The sequence below is a fragment of the Streptomyces omiyaensis genome (assembly GCF_014650895.1).
Lineage (GTDB): Bacteria > Actinomycetota > Actinomycetes > Streptomycetales > Streptomycetaceae > Streptomyces > Streptomyces omiyaensis.
The window spans coordinates 157,977-179,204 of the sequence record NZ_BMVV01000011.1 but is presented as its reverse complement, the minus strand read 5'-3'; the positions used below and the strand labels follow the sequence as shown (position 1 = coordinate 179,204).

Genomic DNA, 21,228 nt, shown 5'->3' with positions numbered 1-21,228 from the left:
CCTGGTCCGGGAACGTTCCGGGGCGGAAGCCGAGGTGGCATAGGGTGGCCGCAGAAGGGAGCGTGTGCTGTGCGCGAGCGGGTCACCATGGCGGATGTCGCCCGTGCGGCCGGAGTGTCGTCCGCGACGGTCTCCTACGTACTTTCCGGAAAACGGCCCGTGGCACCCGAGACCCGGGCCGCGGTGGAAGAGGCCATCGCCGAACTGTCCTTCACCGTCAACGTCACGGCACGCAGCCTGCGCACCGGCAGGTCCAGCCTGGTGGCGCTGATCGTGCCCGACATCGTCAACCCCTTCTACGCGCAGCTCGCGGCCACGCTCCAGGAGGAACTGCGCGAGCGAGGGCTGCACGTCGTCGTCTGCAACACCCGCGCACGCCGGGACGAGGAACAGACCCTCCTGGCCGAGGCCGTGCAGCAGCGGTTCGCCGGAGTGATCATCACCCCCTTCCGCCTCAAGCCGCGGGATTTCGCCCCCATCGTGGACGCCGGCATACCCGTCGTCGTCAGCGCCGACGTCTCCTTCGGCCCGATGGACCTGGTGACCCCCGACGCCCGTGCGGCCACCCGGCGCGCCCTGGAGCAGGTGGCCGCGGCACAACGACGGCGCATAGCCATGATCGCCGGACCCCGGGACGCCACGGGCGGCGATCCCCGCCTGGAACACCTCAGAGCCCTGGCGCTCCAGCTCGGCATGGCGCTGCCCCACGACATGGTCGTCCGGGGCGAGCACACCAGGGAGGCGGGGGCGGCCGGCTTCGCCGAGCTCATGAGCCGCAGGCACCGCCCCGACGCGCTCTTCTGCGGCAACGACGTGATCGCCGTCGGAGCCATGGAGAAGGCACATGAGCTGGGCTTCGACATACCGGGAGACGTAGCCCTGATCGGCCACGACGACGCTTCCTTCGCCTCGCTGGTGCGCCCCCGGCTGACCACCATCCGCTATCCGGCGGCCGAGGTCGCACGCGCCGCCGCTCAGCTGCTCACCGAGCGCCTGGATGGACGGAAGGTCCACAAGACAGTGCGGGTGAAGGCCGAGTTCGTCGCGCGGGCCTCCGTCTGACGGGGGCGGGGACATCGGCGTCTCGCCGCGGTCCCCGCCCCGTTGCCCGGTCGGCCGGGGCGGGTGCGCGCAGTGCCTTGTCCAGCCGGGGCGCCCTGGTGAAGCGGCGGGTGCGGGAGGCGGAGGCGGCAGCGCCGCCGCGCGAGCGGCAGGGCGATCAGGGCTGTTCGTCCCCCTTCGGGCGGGCGTGCGCTTCGACGTCGTCCGCGTGCGACCGGCCGGTCGGGGAGAGCTGCTGAGGACCCGCCACGAGCCCGGATTTCCCCACCGCGCAAGTCTCACACGGGGCCACGCCGATTTCGCGTGAGAACGGTTTCCGAGAACGAAACCGGGTCCGGCGGCGGCCCGGCGGTCGATTTTCGATCATGCTCGGGCAAAGGGCCGCTGGGGGAACCGGTGGACGGCTGAGCGACGCCGGACCGGCTCGCCGGGCGTCGCCCGGTGCGGTTCTTCCTCCACAGTGCCGCTCCGGCTGCGGCAGCGAGCAGCGCTGCGACGGCGGGTACCCCGAAGGTGAGGGCGTGCTGAAGGGAGGGGACGGCCGCGTACCCGGCACCTGCTTCGGCGGCCGCCCATACGGGTGCCGCAAGGGCGCTGAAGGGGGCTATGCGGTGGTAGGGCTGGCCGGTGGCGCCGGCCAGGTGGGGGCTGAGGGTGCGGACGACAGGGATGAACCGCGTGATCAGCAGGGCCCGGCCGCCGTGTCGCGCCATGAGCGTCACGGCGCGTTGCCAGGTGGCTGCGGGGATGCGGCGGCCGATGCCTGCGGTGCGCAGGCGGGGGCCGAGAAGGCGTCCCGTCCGGTGGGCGAGGAAGTCGCCGGTGATCACCGCGCCGGTCGCGGTGGCGATCACGAGGAGCAGGTGGAGCTCTCCGGTGCGGGCGAGTGCTCCGGCGGTCAGCAGCAGGGTGAGGGTGGGGACGAACGCGCCGATCAGCAGGAGGGACTCGGCAAGGACGACCGCGGCGAGGATCGGATAGGCGGCCGGGGCGGGGACCTCGCCGAGGGCCGTCGACAGCACGTTCACCGGTCGGCCTGCACTCGTGGGGGACCGGCCTGCGGAGCAGGGGCGTCGGCTGGGGGGCGCTGAAGCTGCCAGACGCGGGCCGGCGGAAGGTTGGCCCACACGGTCCAGCAGCCGGTGGCGTAACGGCGCTGGTAGCCGGTCATGATCTCTTCGACCTCCTGGTGGCGGCGGGTTTCCGCTCGGCTGGCCAGCAGGCTTCGCGCGGTGCCGGTACCGAGGTACGCGAAGTAGGTGAGGGTGCCGCCTGGATGGAGAAGGTCCAGGTACCGGTTCATGATCGCTTCAACCCGGTCGGGGGTGAAGTTGGTCAGCGGCAGACCGGAGACGATCACGTCGTAGCGGCTGTCGGCGTCCAGTTCCTCGACGTAGCCCTGGTGGACGCGGACCTGTCCGGGCCTTCCTGCGAGGTGCGGGTGGGTGTGAACGAGGTGGCGCAGCCTGTCGGCGAACCGTGGGTTGGCGTCGACGACGTGGAGGCGGCTGCCCGGGGCGAGCTGCGGGATCAGGGCGCGGGTGACGGCTCCGGTGCCGGCGCCGGCTTCCAGGACGGACAGGGGCCGTGGCGCCCGGGCGCGCAGCGGATCGGTGAGCGCACGGGCCAGGCCCGTGCCGCTGGGGGCCACGGCACCGGTGGTGCGCAGGTCGCGGGCGGCCTCGATGAGGAACATCCAGCCCTCGGCATGCCGCTGCGCGAGGACACGGTCGTGTGAAGTGGTCCAGTGGTCCATGGATTCGACGCTAGAGAGGGCCCCAGACCGGGGAGTCCGCCGATGTGCGCCCGTATCCCCCTACGAAAGTAGGGGGCGCGGCGGGCGGATGGGCGGAGCCGGCGCGTCAGCGGCCCACCTAGTCTTTGACGGGTGAGCTGGAGAGAACGGCCCTCCTGGAGGGCGTACGGGCGCGGGGGCCTGGTGGTCCTGCTGACCCTGGCCGCCGCGCAGAACAACGCCCCCGCGTCGGGCGGACGCTATCTGCTGCTGCCGACCGCGGCGGCTCTGCTGTGCGGGGCGGCGCTGCTCGTGCGCCGCGTGCCGTGGCCCGTGGCACCGGCCCTGGCGACGGCGGCGGCCTCGGTGTGGGGGTGGCCGATGCTGCCCCTGCTGCTGCTCGCCCTCTTCGACCTCGCGGCGCACCACCGTGCCCGGATCGCGGGGGGCTGCGCGGTGATCGCTCTGGCCGCCAACGCGGTCACCCAGCCGGCGGTCTCCCTGTGGACACCGCAGCAGTACGGCTCCAGCCTGTTCCTGCTGCTGGCCGTCGTCGGCGGGATGTGGCTGGGCAGCCGTCGCCGTCTGGAGCAGGCCCTGCACGCTCAGGTCGAGCACCTGCGGATCGAGCGGGAACTGCGCGAGCAGGCGGCCCGTGCGGCCGAGCGGTCGCAGATCGCCGCCGAGATGCACGACGTGCTCGCCCACCGCCTGAGCCTCATCGCCCTGCACACCGGAGTGCTCACCACCCGGGCCGACCACCTGCCCCCACCGCTCGTCCAACGGCTGGCCCTGCTGCGCACGGCCTCCACCGATGCCTTGGCGGACCTGCGTGACGTCCTGGGCGCACTGCGCGCCGGCGAGCCGACCGCGGTCCCCCCACCGCCCGCTCTGCGAGAGGTGGACGAACTCGTCGAACAGGCCCGCACCGCCGGACAGCAGGTCGACATCCAGGTGCGCGGGGACTCCGGCCGGGCCCCGGCAGCCCACCGGCTGGCCGCCTACCGCATCGTCCAGGAAGCCCTGTCGAACGCCCGCAAGCACGCCCAGGGCGCGCCGGTCCGCGTCCGTCTCGACTACGGCCCGCCCGCCACCGTGGTCGAGGTCACCAACACCGCCGGAACACCGGCCGCCGGCATGATCGATTCCGGCTTCGGCCTGGTGGGACTGGGCGAACGGGTCACCGCCCTGGGCGGCGACCTGCACGCCGGGCCCCACGGCGCCGGCACCTGGCGGCTGGCCGCCCGCATCCCCCACCCCGCCGGCACCGAACAGAACGGCCCCCGCACATGATCCGCGTCATGATCGCCGACGACGACGCCCTGGTCCGCCTCGGCCTGACCGACCTCCTGGAAGGCGACGACGGCATCGAGGTCGTCGCCCAGGCCACCGACGGCCTGCACGCCATCGAACTGGCCACCGCCCACCGCATCGACGTTGCCCTGGTCGACGTCCGCATGCCCCGCATGGACGGCATCACCGCGACCGCCCGCCTGCGCGCCTTGCCGCACCCGCCGAAGGTGATCACACTGACCACCTTCGACCTCGACGAATACGTCTACGACGCCCTCGCCGCCGGCGCCGACGGCTTCCTGCTCAAGGACACCGACCCCGCCGAGATCCTGCGCGCCGTGCACCTGGTCGCCGCCGGATCGGCCCTCCTGCACCCCAGCGCCGCACGCCGCCTCATCGACCGCTACCACCAGGTCGGCCGGCCGCAGGCCATCGCCGCGCGCACCCGCCTGGACCGCCTCACCCCCCGCGAACGCGACGTGCTGACCCTGCTCGCCCAGGGGGACACCAACGCCGACATCGCCGCCCGCCTCCACATGCGCGAGAGCACCGTCAAAGCACACGTCAGCCGCATCCTCACCGCCCTGGACGTCACCAACCGCGTCCAGGCCGCCCTCCTCGCCCGCGACGCCGGCCTCACCCCCTGATGCGGTCCGGCCGCATCATCGGAGCACCGCCGACCGAGCCGTCTCGAAGGCCACGGCACCTGCCGGCGTGGCCGCGCGAGGACTCCGGCCGCAGAGCACCTGCTCGACGGCGACGTCTGCCGTCGAACAGGCAGCTCGGCCACGGAGCCTGGGCACCGCGCCCGCCGCAGCGGTGGTCGGGACGAGACGTGAGTGCACATCCGGCTCGAACCGGCCGTGGGGGTTCACGTGGGTCCGGAAGAGCGGGGGCGGGCCCGCCCCCGACTTCCGGCCTCCTTCCCGCACGCGCCCCGGGACGCCGGCCATCGGCGTCCCCGCTCAGGCGAACGTGGCGCTCCAGGTGGCCGGCCCGACCACGCCGTCGACACTCAGACCCTTCCGCGACTGGAGACTGCGACAGGCCGCGTCGGAGCCTGGCCCGTACTGGCCGTCCACGGCGAGGGAATAACCGTGCGCGCTGTTCATCCGGTACTGCCAGGTCGCCACGCTCGCGTGCACAGTGGCCGGGGACTGGCGGAAACTGACCCCGGGGTAGGGCAGGGGGCCGCCACCGGGGTTGACCTCACCGCTGAGGACCCGGTCGTACAGGTTGCCCGGGCAGCTGGTGGCATGGTGGTCGCGGTGGCCCGTGACGGCTTGCGCGGCGCCGCCCGACGTCCGCAGCCGGTTGATGCCGTACCGGATGGCGTCGATCAGTCCGGCCGTGATGACGTCGTAGCTGCCGCTGGTGCCACCTGTCAGCGCACACACCGCGTACCAGTCGTCGTTGCCCTGGGTGGTGCCCTGGGCGGCGGTGCGGACGTTCTCGCCGCGCCCCTGGAAGAGGTAGCCGTGGACGCAGGCGAGATGGCTGTAGGCGATGTCCGACCAGCCGTTGGAGTCCATGTGGAAGTTCTGGATGCCCCTTACCTGGGCGGCACAGTCGGCGTGGTCGGCCGCGGCCGACTTCACGGCGTCGACGTGATGGACGACCACACCGCCCTGGGCCGGGGTGATGTCGCCGCTGACGCTCCGGGGCACTCGGGCGCCCCATTGGGCGCGGGTGACGAACGTGGCCATCAGTTCCGTCCTCCACGATCCACGGCACAGCCGACGGCGGCGTTCAACGGTTCGGCGTGCGCGCTCCGTGCGGCGTCGCCGCGGTAGACCGCGGCGGGATCACGGGGGTTCGTCACGGCGGATCGTCCGCGCCCCTCTGCCGGGAGAAGGGCGGAAGCATGCGCGGTTCCAGAGTGAACGGCGGGCAGGGCGAGTGCACTGCCGACTGCCGCGAACAGCACGGCGCGGCGAGGCGTCTCTCGGTGCAACGGTCCTCCAGGTGAGGTGAGGTGAGGATGGCTTGTTCGGGTGCGGGAGTGGCGCGCGGTCGGATTCCTCGTGCAGGCGGTCACGTGCGGCCAGGCACCGGGTCCTCGGCAACGAGGACCCGGTGCCGGCCCCGAGGCACGTGTGGCTCCCGACGCCTCCGGAGCCGGTGCCGCTGTCTGCCGGGCGACGTGGTTCGCCGGGCGGAAGGGGCGCCGCACCGGCTCTGGAGGCCGGCGACCCGTCGCAGGGTCACCGAAGGTGCGGGGCGGGCGGTCAGCAGCCGCCGCAGTTGTAGAAGGTCACGTCCCAGTGGTTGCCCTCGTCGGCGTAGATGTTGCCGGCCCCGGACTTCCACTGCGGGGCGCCGTCGCCCCGCACGCCGATGTAGGTGAAGTTGTTCTTGATGTAGTTGCCGAGGCAGGTGTACTTGCTGAAGTCGAGCTTGTATCCGTTCCAATGCGAGTAGGTGCCGCCCGCGTGGCCGGTCTCGGTGCCGCCGGTGATGTTGAGGGCGCAGCCGCTGGCGCTCCTGAGGGTCTGGGCCCCCTGGGCGGTGGCGAGGTTGAGCTGCTCGAAGGAGGTGCAGGTGGGGTTGGAGCGGTCGGAGCAGCCGCCGGACGAGGACCAGGTGATGCCGGAGGAGCGGAACATCGAGGTCGCGGTGGCGTGGCTGATCTTGGTGACCGCGTGGGCGTCGCCCGCGGTGGTGAGGGCGCCGAAGCCGGGGGCGAAGAGGGCCCCCAGGACGAGGGCGACGGCGGTGAGGACGGAACGGATGCGCATGGGGGTGCTCCTTGTCGTGGAGGGAGGGGTCGCGCGATCCCGCGCGGGACGGAAGCCGCACGGGAGTTTCGGGGGGCGCCGGACCCGGATCGCGGTGCGGGTCGGCCGTGCGGTCAGGAGGTGCAGCCCGATTCCGGGAGCGTCCACGGAGACGGCGGGGCGAGACCGTCGTACAGGGCGATCAGCATCTGCTGCGGGCAGACGGAGTTGCCCTGGCGGAATATGCCGAAGTGCAGGTGCGGGCCGGTGGAGTTGCCGGTGTTGCCCGTGCGGGCGATCAGCTGGCCCGGCGTCACCCGTGTCCCGTCGCCCACCGCGCGGCTGTCGAGGTGGCAGTACTGGTAGCGGACCCCGTCGTCCCCGTCGATCGCGACGCCCAGGCCGCAGGAGTCGTTCAGCCCGCCGTTGAGCCGGGCGGTGCCGGCGGTGATGGCGTAGGCGGGCGTCCCGATGTCGACGGCGATGTCACTGGCGGGGTAGTCGTGGTGTGGCCACAGCAGGCTTTCGCGGCCGTCGAACACGTCCTCGCGCGGGATGACGAAGGCGTACGTGCCCAGGGGCCCGGATCCGGGCGGCGAGCCGAGCAGGTGCTGCCACGTGGTGGCCCCTACCGTGGTTCCTCCGGTCAGTCGGTGCCGTGCCTTGTAGTCCTCCACCGCGGTCGTCGTCGCCTGGCCGAAGACGCCGTCGGTCGCGACGGTCCGGTAGCCGTGCTCGCGGAGCTGGAACTGCAGGGCCCGCACGGCGTCGGTCTGCGGGGAGCCGGGGGCGACGCTGATCACGAGCTCTGTCCAGGTCGCGGGTCCGACGATTCCGTCGGTCGAAAGGCCCTGGCCCTCCTGGAACGCGATCACGGCGCTGCGCGTCCGGACGTCGAACTCTGCGTTGGCGGTGACGGCACCGCCGTGCTGGCGCAGGAGGAACTGCAGGCTGGCGACGTCGTTCCCGGTCGCCCCCTTCTGCAGCAACGGCCAGGCGGGCAGGGCCGCGTGCGCCGGTGCGGCGCCGAGCATCCCGAACAGCAGGGTCGCGAGGACGAAGGTGACCAGGGTGCGGATGCTCCTGGCGGACGGGCGCGTCGCGAGGGTCGTGGGGGACGCTGGGATCATGGGCGGTCCTCTCCGTTCCGGTGGCCGGCCGCGGTGTCCTCCGGGGAGGTCGGCGTACGGGGGAGGCGGGTGACCTCCCCGGACCTCCGCGTGGAGGCCCGACCGGCAGGCGTAACGTAAGAACTGCGGGGTCCGTCCGGACATCGACGCGATGTCGATCCGTCCGTCGTCGTCCTGGACCGTTTAGCCGTTTGAAACGAAACGGGGTCCGCCCCGTCCTACCGAGGGTGGGCAGGGGGGCCGCCTACCGCCCGTGCCGTCAGCGCGAGCCAGAGGTCGACGCGGTCCTCCGCCCGGTCCTGCTGCCGTCCCGTCAGCCGCGCCACCTTCTCGATGCGGTTCTGGACGGTGTGCCGGTGCAGGCCCAGCAGGGAAGAGGTCTCGGCCCAGGAGCCGTTGGTCTCCAGCCAGACGCGCAGGGTCTCGGTGAGTTCCCCGCCGGGGTCGGCGGCGTCGAGCGGGGCGAGGACGGTGTCGGCGAACGCCGCGAGCGTCGCGGGGCTGCCCAGGCTGATCAGGAGCCGTACCGAACCCGCTTCGGATGCGCTCACCGGCCGTCCCAGCTCGCTGCTGGAGGACAGCAGGGCGATCGCCTGCCGGAGCGAGAGTGCCGCGTGCTGCGGAGCGACGGCCGGTCCTATGCCCGCGGGAAGGCCGGTCGCGAAGCGGCGGAGCACTCCGGGGACGTCCACCTCCTCCGGCACGACCAGCTCGACGTTCTCGCAGGTCACGCGCGCAAGTCCTCCGGGGACCGCCAGCGCGAGATCCGCCGCGAGTTCCACCGGTTCACCGGTCGCGCGCACGGCCACGGCCCGCACGGACGCCGAGGAGACGTCGGCCGCTCGCAGCAGGGTTCTGGCCTGGTCGGCGGTGACGTCGGGGTGGAAGAGCCTGGCGAGCAGGGCTGCCCGACGGCGGCGCTGCGGCTCGTCGGCGAGGTGGCGGCGCTCCAGTTCGACGGAGAGCAGGGACACGAGGACGCTGATCAGCAGCCGGGCCTCCGGCGACTCCGCGTCGAGCAGGACCAGGAAGCCGCGCAGCCGGGTCGTGCCGAGCGGCTGGACGACAAGTCGTCCGCACGGCAGGTCCGCGCCGCCGCTTCCGCGCAGGCCGTGCAGGGCGACGGTCTCCAGCACGGAGGCGGCGTTCGCGAGCAGCTCCGGTCCGTCGGTGCCGGCCGCCCCGAGGAGACGGCCCGCCGCGTCGCACACCGCGACACCGGAGTTGACCGCCTGGTGCCAGGAGGACAGCAGGCCCGTCAGACCGTCGCCGGAGGCGGCCGCGGAGGACAGCCGGCGCTGGGTGCGCAGAGTTTTTTCCAGCAGGCGCCGTTCCTCGGACGCCCTGGCCACGAAGACGGCCCTGGTGATGGAGGCGAAGGAGACCGTCGGCGGAGCGGTGAGCAGGGGCAAGCCGGCCTCCTCGGCATGCTTGCTCAGGGCTTCCGGAACGCTCTGCAAGGGCAGTCCGGGTCCCGTTCCCACCACGAGGGCGGCGGCCTTGCCGGTGCTGAGCTCGTGCACGTACGCGGCGTAACCGGGCTCGTCCGCCGTGAGCGACAGGCCGTTGGTCATGACGACTTCGGCGCCTTCGAGCCAGGCGGCGGGCCGGTGGTTCTCGGTCGCGTGCGCCGCCTCGACCACTCGGCCGAGTCCCGCACGGCCCGCCACCAGGCTGAGACGGAGCGAAGGAATGGCCAGCAGATCACGAACGGTGAGAGGCATGGGACGCATGGTCCATCACGGGGCACCGCCTGTCGACCACTCGTCAGGACCTCACCTCACCCGTGAGGACCGGGAGGACGGGGGAGGAGCGCGGCGGCCGCTGACCGTGCGGAACGGCCGCCGCTGCCCCGCGGGTCAGGAAACGGGGCGCGACGGCCTGCCCTCGCGCTGGGCGCGGTCCACGGCGGCCACCGCATACCAGCCGTCTCCCGACGGGTCCCGCTCGACGTGCACGGCCCGCTTCCCGCCGGGGATCACCGCCGCGAGCGAGGAGCCGTCTCCCCGCGGGCGCCCGCCGGGGTCACACGGGAACCGGTGCACCGCGTAGCGAAACGGCACGTCCTTCCCTCCGCGGGTCCCGGCGGTGATGCGCAGGGTCACCTCGCCGGTCCCGGCGTCCCGCCGGGCCTCGACCGTGGGCCGTCGCGGAAGCGGGCCCTGATCGAGCCGGGACGGCAGGGGGCCGAGGACGGGCTGCCGCCAGTGGGCCAGCCGCATGGCGGCGAAGTCCCCCACCCGGTCCGCGCGGACGTCCTTGGCGCTGAAGAAGAGGTCCCCTCCCACCTCCGGAAGCGTGGCGTTGAGCGTCAGGTGGCGGGTCAGCTCCCGGCCGTCCTGCCACGGAGCGGGCTGCCCCGCCGCCCCCGACTTGTAGACCGCCTGCCCGATCCACAGCTCCGTGCCCGTGCCCCGGACCGCATCGGCCCACCACGGGGCCAGGACGCCGTAGTCGGCCACGGGCAACCCGATGTGCCAGTACACCTGCGGCGCGATGTAGTCGAGCCACCCGCGCTCGACCCATCCCCGTGTGTCCGCGTGCAGACCGTCGTACGACTGGAAGGCCGAGGTGCGCGAGCCGCGCGGGTCCGTCGTGGCGTTGCGCCACACGCCGAACGGGCTGATCCCGAAGAGCGCGTCCGGGCGTACGGCCCGCACGGCGTCCCGCATCTCCCGCACCATGAGGTCCACGTTGTGGCGGCGCCAGGCCGCCTTGTCCGCATGGCCCGCCCCGTACGCGCGGAACGTCTCGTCGTCGGGGAAGTCGGAGCCGGCCACCGGGTACGGGTAGAAGTAGTCGTCGAAGTGCACGCCGTCGATGTCGTAGCGCCGGACGGCGTCGAGCATGGCCTCCTGGCAGAAGCGGCGCGCGGCGGGCACCCCGGGGTCGTAGTAGAGCTTGCCGCCGTAGGAGACGGTCCACTCCGGGTGGACCCGTGCCGGATGCCCGGGCACGAGTGCGGACGGGTCCGCCTGCATGGAGACGCGGTAGGGGTTGAACCAGGCGTGGAACGCGAGGCCGCGCTCGTGCGCCGTTTCGACCATGAAGCCCAAGGGGTCGTAGCCGGGGTCCCGGCCCTGGGTGCCGGTGAGCCACTGGGACCAGGGTTCGAGGGGTGAGGGCCAGAACGCGTCGGCGGTCGGGCGGACCTGTACGAACAGGGCGTTGAAGCCCTGTTCGAGCGCCTCGTCCGCGAGTCGGGTGAATTCCGCGCGCTGGGCGACCGCGTCGAGACCGGTGCGGCTGGGCCAGTCGATGTTGACGACGGACGCGATCCACACCCCGCGCATCTGCCGCTTGACGGGGTCGACGGGGGGCGCCGCGGCCCGGGCCGGCGACGGCGCGAGCGCGGCGGCGCACCCGGCCGCTGCGGCGGCGAGGAGGGTGCGGCGGGGAAACGGGGAGGGGGACGGGGCCGGGGAACCGGTGGTGCGCATCGGGGTCATGGCTGCCTTCGCGGGCGAGGTGACGAGGGGACGGAGGCGCGGAGCGGGCGGTGGGCCGGGTGTGCTCCCGCGTGCCGGGAGTGCCGGCGGCCGGAAACCGGGAGCCGACCGCTTTCGTAACGTGCGTAACCCTGGATGACTGAAGTCGCTTTATGTATCTTCTGTTTCGCATCCGCGAGGGAGGCCGCGCCGGTGCGCACGGGCGGGACCGCCCTCCCGCGTGCGGCTGTGCGCGAGAGGTCCTTGGGTGCCGGCGCCCGCGGCGATCGAGAAGGAGCGAACGGTGACCGGGGTGCCGCGTCCCATGCTCGCCCGCCGCATGCGCGGCGGCAACGACTCGATGTCCATCCTCCCGCGCCTCGCGTGGACATTCCGTCGATCGTCCGTCCCTCGTCCCGATCCCTACCGTGTCGCCCCATCGCAGTCCAAGCCCCGTCCCCTCAGACGTCCTTGACGGCTTTCCACCGGACCGCACTCCTGAAATGAGTAAGCGCACCATGAACCCCAGCCGTTCCACCGCCCTCGCGGCGGCAGCCGTTCTCACCGTCGTCGCCTCCGCGACCGCCTGCGGCTCCGGCGAGCCGACGAAACCGAAGAACGCGCCCGGCAAGCCCGGCGGCGCCTACTCGGTGGCGCTCACGGAGCCCGACCACCTCCTGCCGGGCCGCACCACCAGCAGCTACTCCCTCCAGGTCCTGCAGGGGCTCTTCGACCCGCCCGCGGCGCTCGATCCCGGGAACGGCAGCGTGAAGCCGCTGGCCGCCGTCTCCTGGTCCACCACCGACAACACCGTCTGGACCATCAAGTTCCGGTCCGGCACCACCTTCCACAACGGCGAGAAGGTCACGGCGGCCAGCTTCGCCGACGCGTGGAACGCCGCTGCCTACGGACCCAACGCCTGGGACGCCAACTACTACTTCGCCCAGATCGAGGGGTACGACGCCCTCAACCCCTCGGAAGAGGGCGCCAAGCCCTCCGCGCGAACCCTGTCCGGCCTGAAGGTGCTCGACGAGACGACCCTCCAGGTCACCCTCAAGGCACCCTTCGGACAGTTCCCCATGCTGCTGTCCTTCCCCGCATTCGCCCCCCTGCCCAAGGCGGCCACGGCGAACCCGGACGCCGCCGACGTCGCCCCGATCGGAAACGGCCCCTACCGGATCGACGGAGCCTGGGAGCGCAACCAGAAGATCCGGCTGGCGAAGTTCGCCGACTACCGCGGCCCCCGCAAGCCCATGGCCGACCGCGTCGACTTCAAGATCTACACAAGTCGCGAGACCGCCTTCACCGAACTCCAGGCCGGCAACGTCGACGTCCTGACCACGGTCCCCGCCGCCAACTCCGCCCAGGCCAAGCGCCTCTTCGGCGAGCGCTTCTCGATCCGGCCCAGCGGAACCATGGACTACCTCGGCCTGCCCGTGAAGGACCCCCGGTTCGCCGACCCCCGCCTCCGCAAGGCCCTCTCCATGGCCATCGACCGCAAGGGCATCACCCAGGCCATCTACAACGGCGTCTACAAGCCCGCCACCTCGCTCGTCGGCGACATGATCCCCGGCCACCGAACGGACGCGTGCGGCCCGGCCTGCACGTACGACCCCGCGGCCGCCAAGCGGCTCTTCGAGGCGGCCGGCGGCTTCGACGGACCCCTCGAACTCCACTTCTCCAACGCGGACCCCACCTACGAGCAGTGGATGACCTCGATCGCCAACCAGCTCAAGGACAACCTCGGCATCCAGGACGTCACGTTCCGCAAGATGGCCCCCGCCGACCTCTCCGCCCTGCTCAACGAAGGGAAGAACAAGGGCCCCTTCCGGCAGAACTGGGTGATCGACTACCCCAGCATCCAGAACTACCTCGACGGGCTCTACTACCCGGGCAACCGCTCGGGCTGGAGCGACGAGCAGTTCGACGCCCTCGTGGCGAAGGGCAACGCCGCACAGGGCGCGGAGGCCATCGCGGCGTACCAGAAGGCGGAGGACATAGCCCTGCGGGAACTGCCGTACATCCCGCTCTGGAACTGGCAGGACCAGTCGGCGTGGAGCGACCGCATCGACGACGTCGTCATCGATCCGTACGCCGCCGGCCTGCACCTGGACCGCGTCACCGTCAGCGACTGACGCCGCAACCGACCCTCCGCGGAGCACCCGGTGCCCCGCACAGACCTACCCCTGGGGGCCGTCCGTCGTGTGGAGATTCGTCGCCCGTCGCCTGCTGCACGCCCTGCCCGTACTCCTCGGCACCACCTTCCTCATCTACACGCTCGTCTTCGTCCTGCCCGGCGACCCCATCCAGGGGCTGGCCGGCGACAAGCCCGTGCCGCCGGCGGTCCTCGCCGAGCTGCGCGCCCGCTACCACCTCGACGACCCCCTGTGGGTGCAGTACACGCACTACCTCACCGGTCTGCTGACCGGAGACCTCGGCACCACCTTCACCGGCCGCGACGTGTCCGAACTGCTCGCTGACCGATGGACCGTCACCCTGCAGCTCGGCCTGACCGCCTGGGTCCTGGAGGTCGTCCTGGGCATGGCCCTCGGCGTCTGGGCCGGTCTTCGGAAGGGCAGGTGGGACGACAGCGCCGTGCTGTTCGGCACCACCCTGGTCATCTCCGTGCCGGTCTTCGTCGTCGGCTACCTGGCCCAGCTCGTCTTCGGCGTCCAGCTCGGCTGGCTGCCGGTGGCCGGAACCGAAGGCGGATGGCCGCTCGCCTACCTCCTGCCCGGCCTCGTCCTCGCCTCCTTCGGCCTCGCCTACGTCGCCCGGCTCACGCGCAGCTCCCTCATCGAGAACCTGCGGGCCGACTACGTGCGCACCGCCCACTCCAAGGGGCTGAGCCGCCGTCGCGTCGTCATCCGGCACACCCTGCGCAACTCGCTGATCCCCGTGGTCACCTTCCTCGGGCTGGAGCTGGGCGGCCTCATGGCCGGCGCCGTCGTCACCGAGTACATCTTCAACCTGCCCGGAGTCGGCCAGCAGCTCTTCCAGTCCATTCAGCTCCGTGAAGGCCCCGTCGTGGTGGGCACGACCACGGCCCTCGTCCTCATCTTCCTGCTCGCGAACCTGCTCGTGGACCTCCTCTACGGGCTGCTCGATCCGAGGATCCGCCATGACTGACACCGCCGGCACCCTGGACACCCCGAGCGGAACCGCCGAGCACCCCGAGGCGCCCGACGCGGCGCGCACTCCGGCCGGGAAGCGTGCCTCGCTCAGCACCGACGCATGGCTCGAACTACGGGCACGGCCCACGGTGTGGGCCGCCCTGATCACCCTCCTGCTGATGACGGCGATGGCTCTGGCGCCCGGCCTCCTGACCTCACTGCTCACCGAGGGAGGAGACCGCTGCGACCTCGCCCACTCCAAGCTGGGGCCCTCCGCCGCCCATCCCTTCGGATTCGACCTCCAAGGCTGCGACTACCTGGCCCAGGTCATCCGCGGCACCCGTCCCTCGCTGATCGCCGGGCTCGCCGTGACAGCGGCCTCCCTCCTGATCGCCATCGTGCTCGGACTGCTGTGCGGCTTCTACGGAGGCTGGTTCGACGCCCTCGTCTCCCGGGTCACCGACATCTTCTTCGGCCTCCCCTTCGTCCTCGGCGCCACCGTCATCCTCGTCGCCTTCCCCGACCACGGCCTCGGCGCCATGATCCTCGTCCTGACGGTGCTGGGCTGGACGACCATGACGCGCATCATGCGCTCCCAGGTCCTCGCCCTGGCCGACGCCGACTACGTGCGGGCCGCCCGCATGCTGGGCGCCCGCCCCGCACGCCTCATGCTGCGCCACATCCTCCCCAACGCGATCACCCCGGTCATCGTGGTCGCCATGCTGAACGTCGGAGCGGTGATATCGGGAGAGGCGACGCTCGACTTCCTGGGAGTCGGACTCCAGTACCCGGAGGTCTCCTGGGGACTCCAGCTGAACGCGGCCCAGGCCTTCGTCCTCGACCACCCCCACCTCCTCCTCTTCCCCGCCCTCTTCCTGTCCGCGACCGTCCTCAGCTTCATCCTCCTCGGGGATGCCGCACGGGACGCCTTCGACCCCCGGCTGAAATGAGCGCCCATGTCCCAGGCCGCACCCCCCCTCCTGGAGGTCGAGGACCTCTGCGTCGAGTTCCGCACGACACGCGGCACGATCCGCGCGGTGAACGGGCTCTCGTACAGCCTTCGCGAAGGCGAGACCCTGGCCCTGCTCGGCGAGTCCGGATCGGGCAAGTCCGTGGCCGCGCAGGCCGTCATGGGGCTGCTCGACACCCCGCCGGCGCACATCACCCGCGGTACGGCACGGCTGCGCGGCGACGACCTGCTCGCCCTGTCCCCCGAGCGCCACCGGGCGGTGCGCGGAACGCGCCTCTCCATGATCTTCCAGGACGCACTCACCGCGCTCAATCCCGTGCTGTCGGTCGGCGACCAGCTGGCCGAGATGTACACCGTGCACCGAGGCCTGGGGCGCAAGGCCGCCCTCGCGCGCGCCGTCGCGCTCATGGACCGCGTCCGCATCCCGGCCGCCGCACGCAGGGCCCACGACTACCCCCACCAGTTCTCCGGCGGCATGCGCCAGCGCGTCATGATCGCCATGGCGCTCGCCCTCGACCCGGAGGTCGTCATCGCCGACGAGCCCACCACCGCCCTCGACGTCACCGTCCAGGCCCAGATCATGCGCCTGCTGCGACAGCTCCAGGCCGAGACCCGCATGGGCCTGCTGCTGATCACCCACGACCTCGGCGTCGTCGCGGAGACCGCCGACCGCGTCACCGTCATGTACGCCGGCCGCACGGTCGAGTCCGCGAACGCGGAGGACCTGTACGCCCGACCCGGCCACCCCTACACCCGGGGGCTCCTCGACTCCGTACCCCGCCTGGACCGCCTCGGCAAGCCGCTCGTCCCCATCACCGGATCCCCGCCCCCGCCCTCCTCGGTCCCCACGGGATGCGCCTTCCACCCCCGATGCCCCCGGGCCGAGCCGCGCTGCGGCACCGACGAACCCTCCTTCCGGACGCTGACGCCCACGGGACACCGCAGCGCCTGCCACTTCGCCGAGGAGGTCCACCATGTCCCCGTCGGCTGAGACCGCACCGCCGCTGCTCCGCGCCACCGCGCTCACCCGCCACTTCCCGGTCACCGAAGGAGTACTGCTCAAACGCCGCACCGGCGCGGTCCGAGCCGTCGACGGCATCGACCTGACCGTCCGGCGCGCCGAGACCCTCGGCATCGTGGGCGAATCGGGCTGCGGAAAATCCACCCTGGCCTCCCTCCTGATGGCCCTGGACCGCCCCACCTCGGGGACGGTGACGATCGACGGACAAAACCCCTTCGCCCTCTCCGGCCCCGAACTGCGCGCGCTGCGACGCCGCGTGCAGATGGTCCTCCAGGACCCCTACACCTCGCTCGACCCGAGGATGACGGCCGGTCAGATCGTCGGGGAACCCTTCGCCATCCACCCCGGTGCCGTGCCCCGGGCCGACCGCGGCCGCCGCGTCGCCGAACTCCTCGAAACCGTCGGCCTCGACCCCACCCACCGCGACCGCTACCCGCACCAGTTCTCCGGCGGACAGCGCCAACGCCTGGGCATCGCACGGGCCCTGGCGTTGGAACCGCGGCTCCTCCTGTGCGACGAGCCGGTGTCCGCCCTCGACGTCTCCGTCCAGGCGCAGGTCCTCAACCTGCTCGACGACCTCCGCCGCGAGCTGCGTCTCGCGTGCGTCCTCATCTCGCACGACCTCGCCGTCGTCCAGCACCTCTGCGACCGGATCGCGGTCATGTACCTCGGGAAAATCGTGGAGACCGGCACGCGCGAGCAGATCTGCGCGACCCCCCGCCACCCCTACACCCGCGCCCTCTTCGCCGCGGCGCCCGTACCGGACCCGAGGCGGCGCGCACCCGACGACGCGCTCCTGCTCGAAGGCGACCTGCCGTCCCCGGCCGCGCCGCCGTCCGGGTGCCGCTTCCGGACGCGCTGCCCCTACGCCCGCCCGCAGTGCCTGACGGAACCGACACTGCGCCTACGCGACGGGACCGACCACCCGACCGCCTGCCACTTCCCCCTGGAGAGCACCGGATGAAAGACGCACGCGTGACGACGAGACGAACGAAGCGCCGCCGAGCGGCGGGTCCCGGAGCGGTCCTTGCAGCCGTGCTGACCGCGGGCCTCGCCATGGCCCCCGCGCAGGCCCGGTCACCCCACGCCACGGCCCCCGTCCGGGCCCAGTCATCCGACGGCGGCCGCGGCGTCGACGGAGCGCCGAGCCGGGCCGAGCTCTTCCGCACGGCCGGCGAACGCCACCGCGTCCCCGAGACCGTGCTGCTCGCCGTGGCGTACCTGCAGAGCCGCTGGGACGACCACGGCGGCGCCCCCAGCGTCGACGCGGGATACGGACCCATGCACCTGACCGACGCCCGGGCGACGCTCGCCCGGGCAACCCACCACACGGACGGCGACGAGGACCCCCGGGGCGACGCCTCCCGGCCGTCCCTCGCACACCGTGAGACCCCCGTCGACCCCGACCGCCTGCCCGCCGCGCTGGAGACCCTGGGGCGAGCCGCCGCTCTCACCGGGCTCTCCGCCGACCGGCTCCGCACGGACCCCGGGGCCAACATCGAGGGCGGCGCCGCCCTTCTCGCGGCACACCAGCGCTCCGCCGGACTGCCCCTGAGCACGGACCCGGCACAGTGGTACGGCGCCGTCGCCGCCTACTCCGGCGCCACCGAGACCGGAGCCGCGCGACGCTTCGCCGATGACGTCTTCCACCTCATCAACACGGGGGAAACGCGGCGCGCCGACGACGGGACCCTCGTCACCCTGCCTCCGGCGCCCGTCACCCCCGACACCCGCCAGGTGGACCGGCTGGGCCTGAAGCCCACCAACCCGGGCGCCGAATGCCCCCGCGGCCTGGGCTGCGACTGGATCCCCGCGCCGTACCGGATGCTGTCGGAGGAACCGGGCGACTTCGGCAACCACGACCTCTCCGACCGTCCCCGCAACCAGAGCATCGACTACATCGTCATCCACGACACCGAGGCCACCTGGGACACCACCCTCGCACTGGTCCAGGACCCCACCTACGTCTCGTGGCACTACAGCCTCCGCTCCGCGGACGGCCACATCGCCCAGCACCTGCGCGCCAAGGACGTCGGCTGGCACGCCGGTAACTGGTACGTCAACGCCAAGGCCGTCGGGCTGGAGCACGAAGGCTTCCTCGCCCAGGGCGGGCAGTGGTACACCGAGGCGATGTACCGGACGTCGGCCCGTCTCGTGCGTCACCTGGCCAGGAAGTACGACGTCCCCCTGGACCGCGCCCACGTCATCGGGCACGACAACGTCCCCGGCACCGTGCCCGGCACCATCGCCGGCATGCACCAGGACCCCGGGCCCTACTGGGACTGGGCCCACTACTTCGACCTCCTGGGCAAGCCGTTCAAGGCGGACGGGAGGACCGGCTCGCCGCTGGTGACCGTCCGCCCGGAGTACGCGTCCCACACGGAGCCCTACTACTGCGGCGCGACCCCGGCCGACCTCTGCCCCGTCCACGGGTCGGCCTCCCTCACCCTGCGCACCGAACCCCACGACGACGCCCCGCTGGTCACCGACGTCGGCATCCGTCCCACGCCCGGCACCTGGTCCGTCTACAACCACGCCGCCCGGGTCAGCACCGGCCAGAAGTACGTGGTGGCCGAGCGCCGCGGAGACTGGACCGCCCTGTGGTACCTCGGGCAGAAGGGCTGGTTCAAGGACGATCCCCGCCACCCGAAGACCCTGCCGGCCAAGGGACCGGTGGCCCAGCTGCGACCCGGGCTCGACGGCGCCCCGCTCTACGGGCGGGCCTACCCCGAACCGGAAGCCTATCCAGCGGACATCCCCGTCCAGCCCCTCGTGCCGCTGCCCTACACGCTGCGGCCCGGGCAGTCCTACAGCGTCGGACAGACCGTCGACGGCGAGTACTACCACTCCAAGACCTTCGACCTCGCCGGCCACACGGTCGTCCGCGGCGCGCTCAGGTACCACCAGGTGCAGTACGGCCACCGCGTCATGTTCGTCAGGGCGGACGACGTGATCCTCCGGCCCGCCGCCACCCTGCCCCGCGTCTCGGACTGAGCGCGGTACCGGGCGGAACCGGCCCGGGGCTCCTGAGCGCGAACCCCGGGCCGTTACCATGTGGGCCCCGTCCAGGCACCGCCGGCCCACCAGGCCGTACCGGAGCCACAAGAGAGCGGCAGGAAGACCGTGACAGGCGAGAACCGAGGGCGAAGCGACGAGCCCCGCACGCCCCAGGCAGTGCTGCACCGGTGGTCGGAAGCCTCTCACTTCACCGATGCCGTCCTCCGGGGCACCGCCTGGTCGGACGGGGCACTGCGCCTGCACGGCGTCGAGGCGTGCGAGACCTACATCGACCACCACGGCCACGCGAGCCTGGACTGGGAGTACGCGAGCTGTTCCACCGGCTGGCGCGACCTGCCCTTCCCCGCCGAGGAACTCGTCCCCTCGTGGACGGCCCTCACGCCGTCCGGCACCCGGCTGGTGGTACGGCTGCGCGTCCGAGACGCAGCGGGAGACGTCTCGCCCTGGTACGTCATGGCCCACTGGGCCTCGGACGACGACGTGGTGCACCGCACCACCGTGCCCGGACAGACCGGCCCGTTCGGCACCGCGGACGTCGACGTGTTCGTCGCGGCCCCCGGCAGGCCCGTCACGGCGTACGAACTGGAGGTCCGGCTCGCGCGCACCCCGGGCGTCCCGCACGGACCGGCCGTGCGGGCCCTGTACCTCGCCGCGTCGTCCACGCCGGCGGGCCGCCACCCGGCGGTGAGCGGCCCCGGCGGAGCCTGGGGCACGGTCCTCGACGTCCCGCGCCGCTCCCAGGAGGTGCACACCGGGCACAGCCCGCAGTGGGACGGTGGCGGAGAGGCCTGGTCGGCCCCCGCGTGCACCGCGATGCTCGTGGAGTACTTCGGCCGCGGTCCGCAAGCCGGCGAGATGGCGTGGATCGACCCCGCCGACACCGCCCCGCAGGTCGACTTCACCGCCCGCGCGGTCTACGACTACGCCTACAAGGGCTGCGGCAACTGGGCCTTCAACGCCGCTTACCCGGCCCGCTACGGACTCGACGGGATGGTCACGCGGCTGCGCTCGCTGAACGAGCTCGAACGCTTCATCCGCGCGGGCATCCCCGTCGCCACGGCCCAGAGCTTCCGCATCGGCGAACTCGCGGGGGCCGGTTACTCACCCGCCGGAAGCATCAAGATCGTCTGCGGCTTCACGCCGGACGGCGACGTCGTGGTCAACGACCCGCTGTCGGCCACGGACGAGGAGGTGCGGCGGACCTACCCGCGCGGCGAGTTCGAGCGCGTGTGGCTCGCGGCCTCGGGCGGCGGGGGAGTGGTCTACTTCCTCCATCCCGCCGATCTGCCCCTGCCTCCCCCCGTACCCGGCCTCGACCCCAACTGGTAGGCCCGGGGGCGACACCGCCCCGCAGTCCCGCCGTCCCGGCCGTACGACGAAACGTCGATGGCCCCGGCGAGGGGCGGGACCTTTTGTTGGTCGTGCCGCCCCGCGGCGGCTCATTAGCGTGGAGCGCATGACAACGGCTCCGCCCCCTCCGCGCGGTCACCGGGACGACGTCCGCTCCCTCCCGCCCCGGTCGTACGTCCCGGCGCCGCCCGCCTGAGCCCGCCGGCTCCCTCGCCGGGCGCTCGCCGACACCCCCGCTCCCGGACGCGCGACGCCGCGGCGCGCAGCCGGTCTTCGACGGCCGGTCGGCACGCACACGGCAGCCCGCACGACAGCACCCCCCCCCGCAGCCGTCCGACATCGGACCCCTGCACGGACACCGCACGGTCCGCGCGGCGGCACGCTCCCCCCC

Annotated in this window: 16 protein-coding genes and 1 pseudogene; 10 read left to right on the top strand and 7 right to left on the bottom strand. The window is 72.5% G+C overall.

Features of this window, described 5'->3' with window-relative positions; translation table 11 throughout:
* The first annotated feature begins 87 nt into the window (after nt 1–87).
* Nucleotides 88–1,062: a LacI family DNA-binding transcriptional regulator gene (locus IE287_RS20340; RefSeq protein WP_189850584.1), complete on the top strand. Its 975-nt coding sequence runs from the start codon at nt 88–90 to the stop codon at nt 1,060–1,062.
* A 278-nt stretch (nt 1,063–1,340) separates the two neighbouring features.
* Here the strand turns inward: IE287_RS20340 and IE287_RS20335 are convergent, their stop codons facing one another.
* Both IE287_RS20335 and IE287_RS20330 read right to left on the bottom strand, forming a co-directional pair.
* Nucleotides 1,341–2,090 (bottom strand): DedA family protein, encoded by a 750-nt coding sequence (locus tag IE287_RS20335; RefSeq protein ID WP_189850528.1) that lies wholly within the window; start codon nt 2,088–2,090, stop codon nt 1,341–1,343.
* The gene (locus tag IE287_RS20330; protein WP_189850527.1) at nt 2,087–2,818 is read right to left on the bottom strand and encodes a class I SAM-dependent methyltransferase; all 732 of its coding nucleotides are present in this window, start codon (nt 2,816–2,818) and stop codon (nt 2,087–2,089) included. Before IE287_RS20330 ends, IE287_RS20335 begins: the two co-directional genes overlap by 4 nt.
* Nucleotides 2,819–2,950: 132 nt before the next feature.
* On the opposite strand from IE287_RS20330, the gene IE287_RS20325 reads away from it, so the two are divergent.
* On the top strand, nt 2,951–4,090 hold the full coding sequence (locus IE287_RS20325) for a sensor histidine kinase (protein WP_229883608.1): 1,140 nt from the start codon (nt 2,951–2,953) through the stop codon (nt 4,088–4,090).
* A complete protein-coding gene (locus IE287_RS20320) occupies nt 4,087–4,737 on the top strand; it encodes a response regulator (protein ID WP_189850526.1) in 651 nt (216 codons plus the stop codon). The genes IE287_RS20325 and IE287_RS20320 overlap by 4 nt, the downstream gene beginning before the upstream one ends.
* Nucleotides 4,738–5,055: 318 nt before the next feature.
* On the opposite strand, the gene IE287_RS20315 is transcribed toward IE287_RS20320, so the two are convergent.
* The 5 genes and pseudogenes from IE287_RS20315 to IE287_RS20295 form a co-directional block, all read right to left on the bottom strand.
* Complete coding sequence (locus IE287_RS20315) at nt 5,056–5,796, bottom strand: peptidoglycan recognition protein family protein (protein ID WP_189850525.1); 741 nt, start codon at nt 5,794–5,796, stop codon at nt 5,056–5,058.
* Between the two features lie 522 nt (nt 5,797–6,318).
* Nucleotides 6,319–6,828 carry a hypothetical protein gene (locus IE287_RS20310; RefSeq protein ID WP_189850524.1) on the bottom strand — a complete coding sequence of 170 codons (510 nt, stop codon included), beginning with the start codon at nt 6,826–6,828 and terminating at the stop codon, nt 6,319–6,321.
* A 113-nt stretch (nt 6,829–6,941) separates the two neighbouring features.
* Nucleotides 6,942–7,937 carry a peptidoglycan-binding protein gene (locus IE287_RS20305; RefSeq protein WP_189850523.1) on the bottom strand — a complete coding sequence of 332 codons (996 nt, stop codon included), beginning with the start codon at nt 7,935–7,937 and terminating at the stop codon, nt 6,942–6,944.
* Nucleotides 7,938–8,155: 218 nt separating this feature from the next.
* Entirely contained in the window at nt 8,156–9,661 is a 1,506-nt protein-coding gene (locus IE287_RS20300) for a PucR family transcriptional regulator (RefSeq protein ID WP_189850522.1), read from the bottom strand.
* 459 nt (nt 9,662–10,120) lie between these two features.
* Nucleotides 10,121–11,377, bottom strand: a pseudogene (locus IE287_RS20295) (glycoside hydrolase family 10-like protein); the annotation flags it as partial.
* Nucleotides 11,378–11,883: 506 nt separating this feature from the next.
* Between IE287_RS20295 and IE287_RS20290 the strand changes: the two are divergent.
* From IE287_RS20290 to IE287_RS20260, 7 genes are all read left to right on the top strand, one after another.
* Complete coding sequence (locus IE287_RS20290; RefSeq protein WP_229883607.1) at nt 11,884–13,500, top strand: peptide ABC transporter substrate-binding protein; 1,617 nt, start codon at nt 11,884–11,886, stop codon at nt 13,498–13,500.
* A gap of 67 nt (nt 13,501–13,567) precedes the next feature.
* Complete coding sequence (locus tag IE287_RS20285; protein ID WP_189850520.1) at nt 13,568–14,494, top strand: ABC transporter permease; 927 nt, start codon at nt 13,568–13,570, stop codon at nt 14,492–14,494.
* Entirely contained in the window at nt 14,487–15,428 is a 942-nt protein-coding gene (locus tag IE287_RS20280; protein ID WP_189850519.1) for an ABC transporter permease, read from the top strand. Before IE287_RS20285 ends, IE287_RS20280 begins: the two co-directional genes overlap by 8 nt.
* 6 nt (nt 15,429–15,434) lie before the next feature.
* The gene (locus tag IE287_RS20275; RefSeq protein ID WP_189850518.1) at nt 15,435–16,439 is read left to right on the top strand and encodes an ABC transporter ATP-binding protein; all 1,005 of its coding nucleotides are present in this window, start codon (nt 15,435–15,437) and stop codon (nt 16,437–16,439) included.
* Nucleotides 16,423–17,433, top strand: a complete 1,011-nt coding sequence (locus tag IE287_RS20270; RefSeq protein WP_189850517.1) for an ABC transporter ATP-binding protein — start codon at nt 16,423–16,425, stop codon at nt 17,431–17,433. The genes IE287_RS20275 and IE287_RS20270 overlap by 17 nt, the downstream gene beginning before the upstream one ends.
* On the top strand, nt 17,430–19,463 hold the full coding sequence (locus IE287_RS20265) for an N-acetylmuramoyl-L-alanine amidase (protein WP_444545979.1): 2,034 nt from the start codon (nt 17,430–17,432) through the stop codon (nt 19,461–19,463). The genes IE287_RS20270 and IE287_RS20265 overlap by 4 nt, the downstream gene beginning before the upstream one ends.
* A gap of 180 nt (nt 19,464–19,643) precedes the next feature.
* Complete coding sequence (locus IE287_RS20260; RefSeq protein WP_189850516.1) at nt 19,644–20,816, top strand: C39 family peptidase; 1,173 nt, start codon at nt 19,644–19,646, stop codon at nt 20,814–20,816.
* Nucleotides 20,817–21,228: the final 412 nt, after the last annotated feature.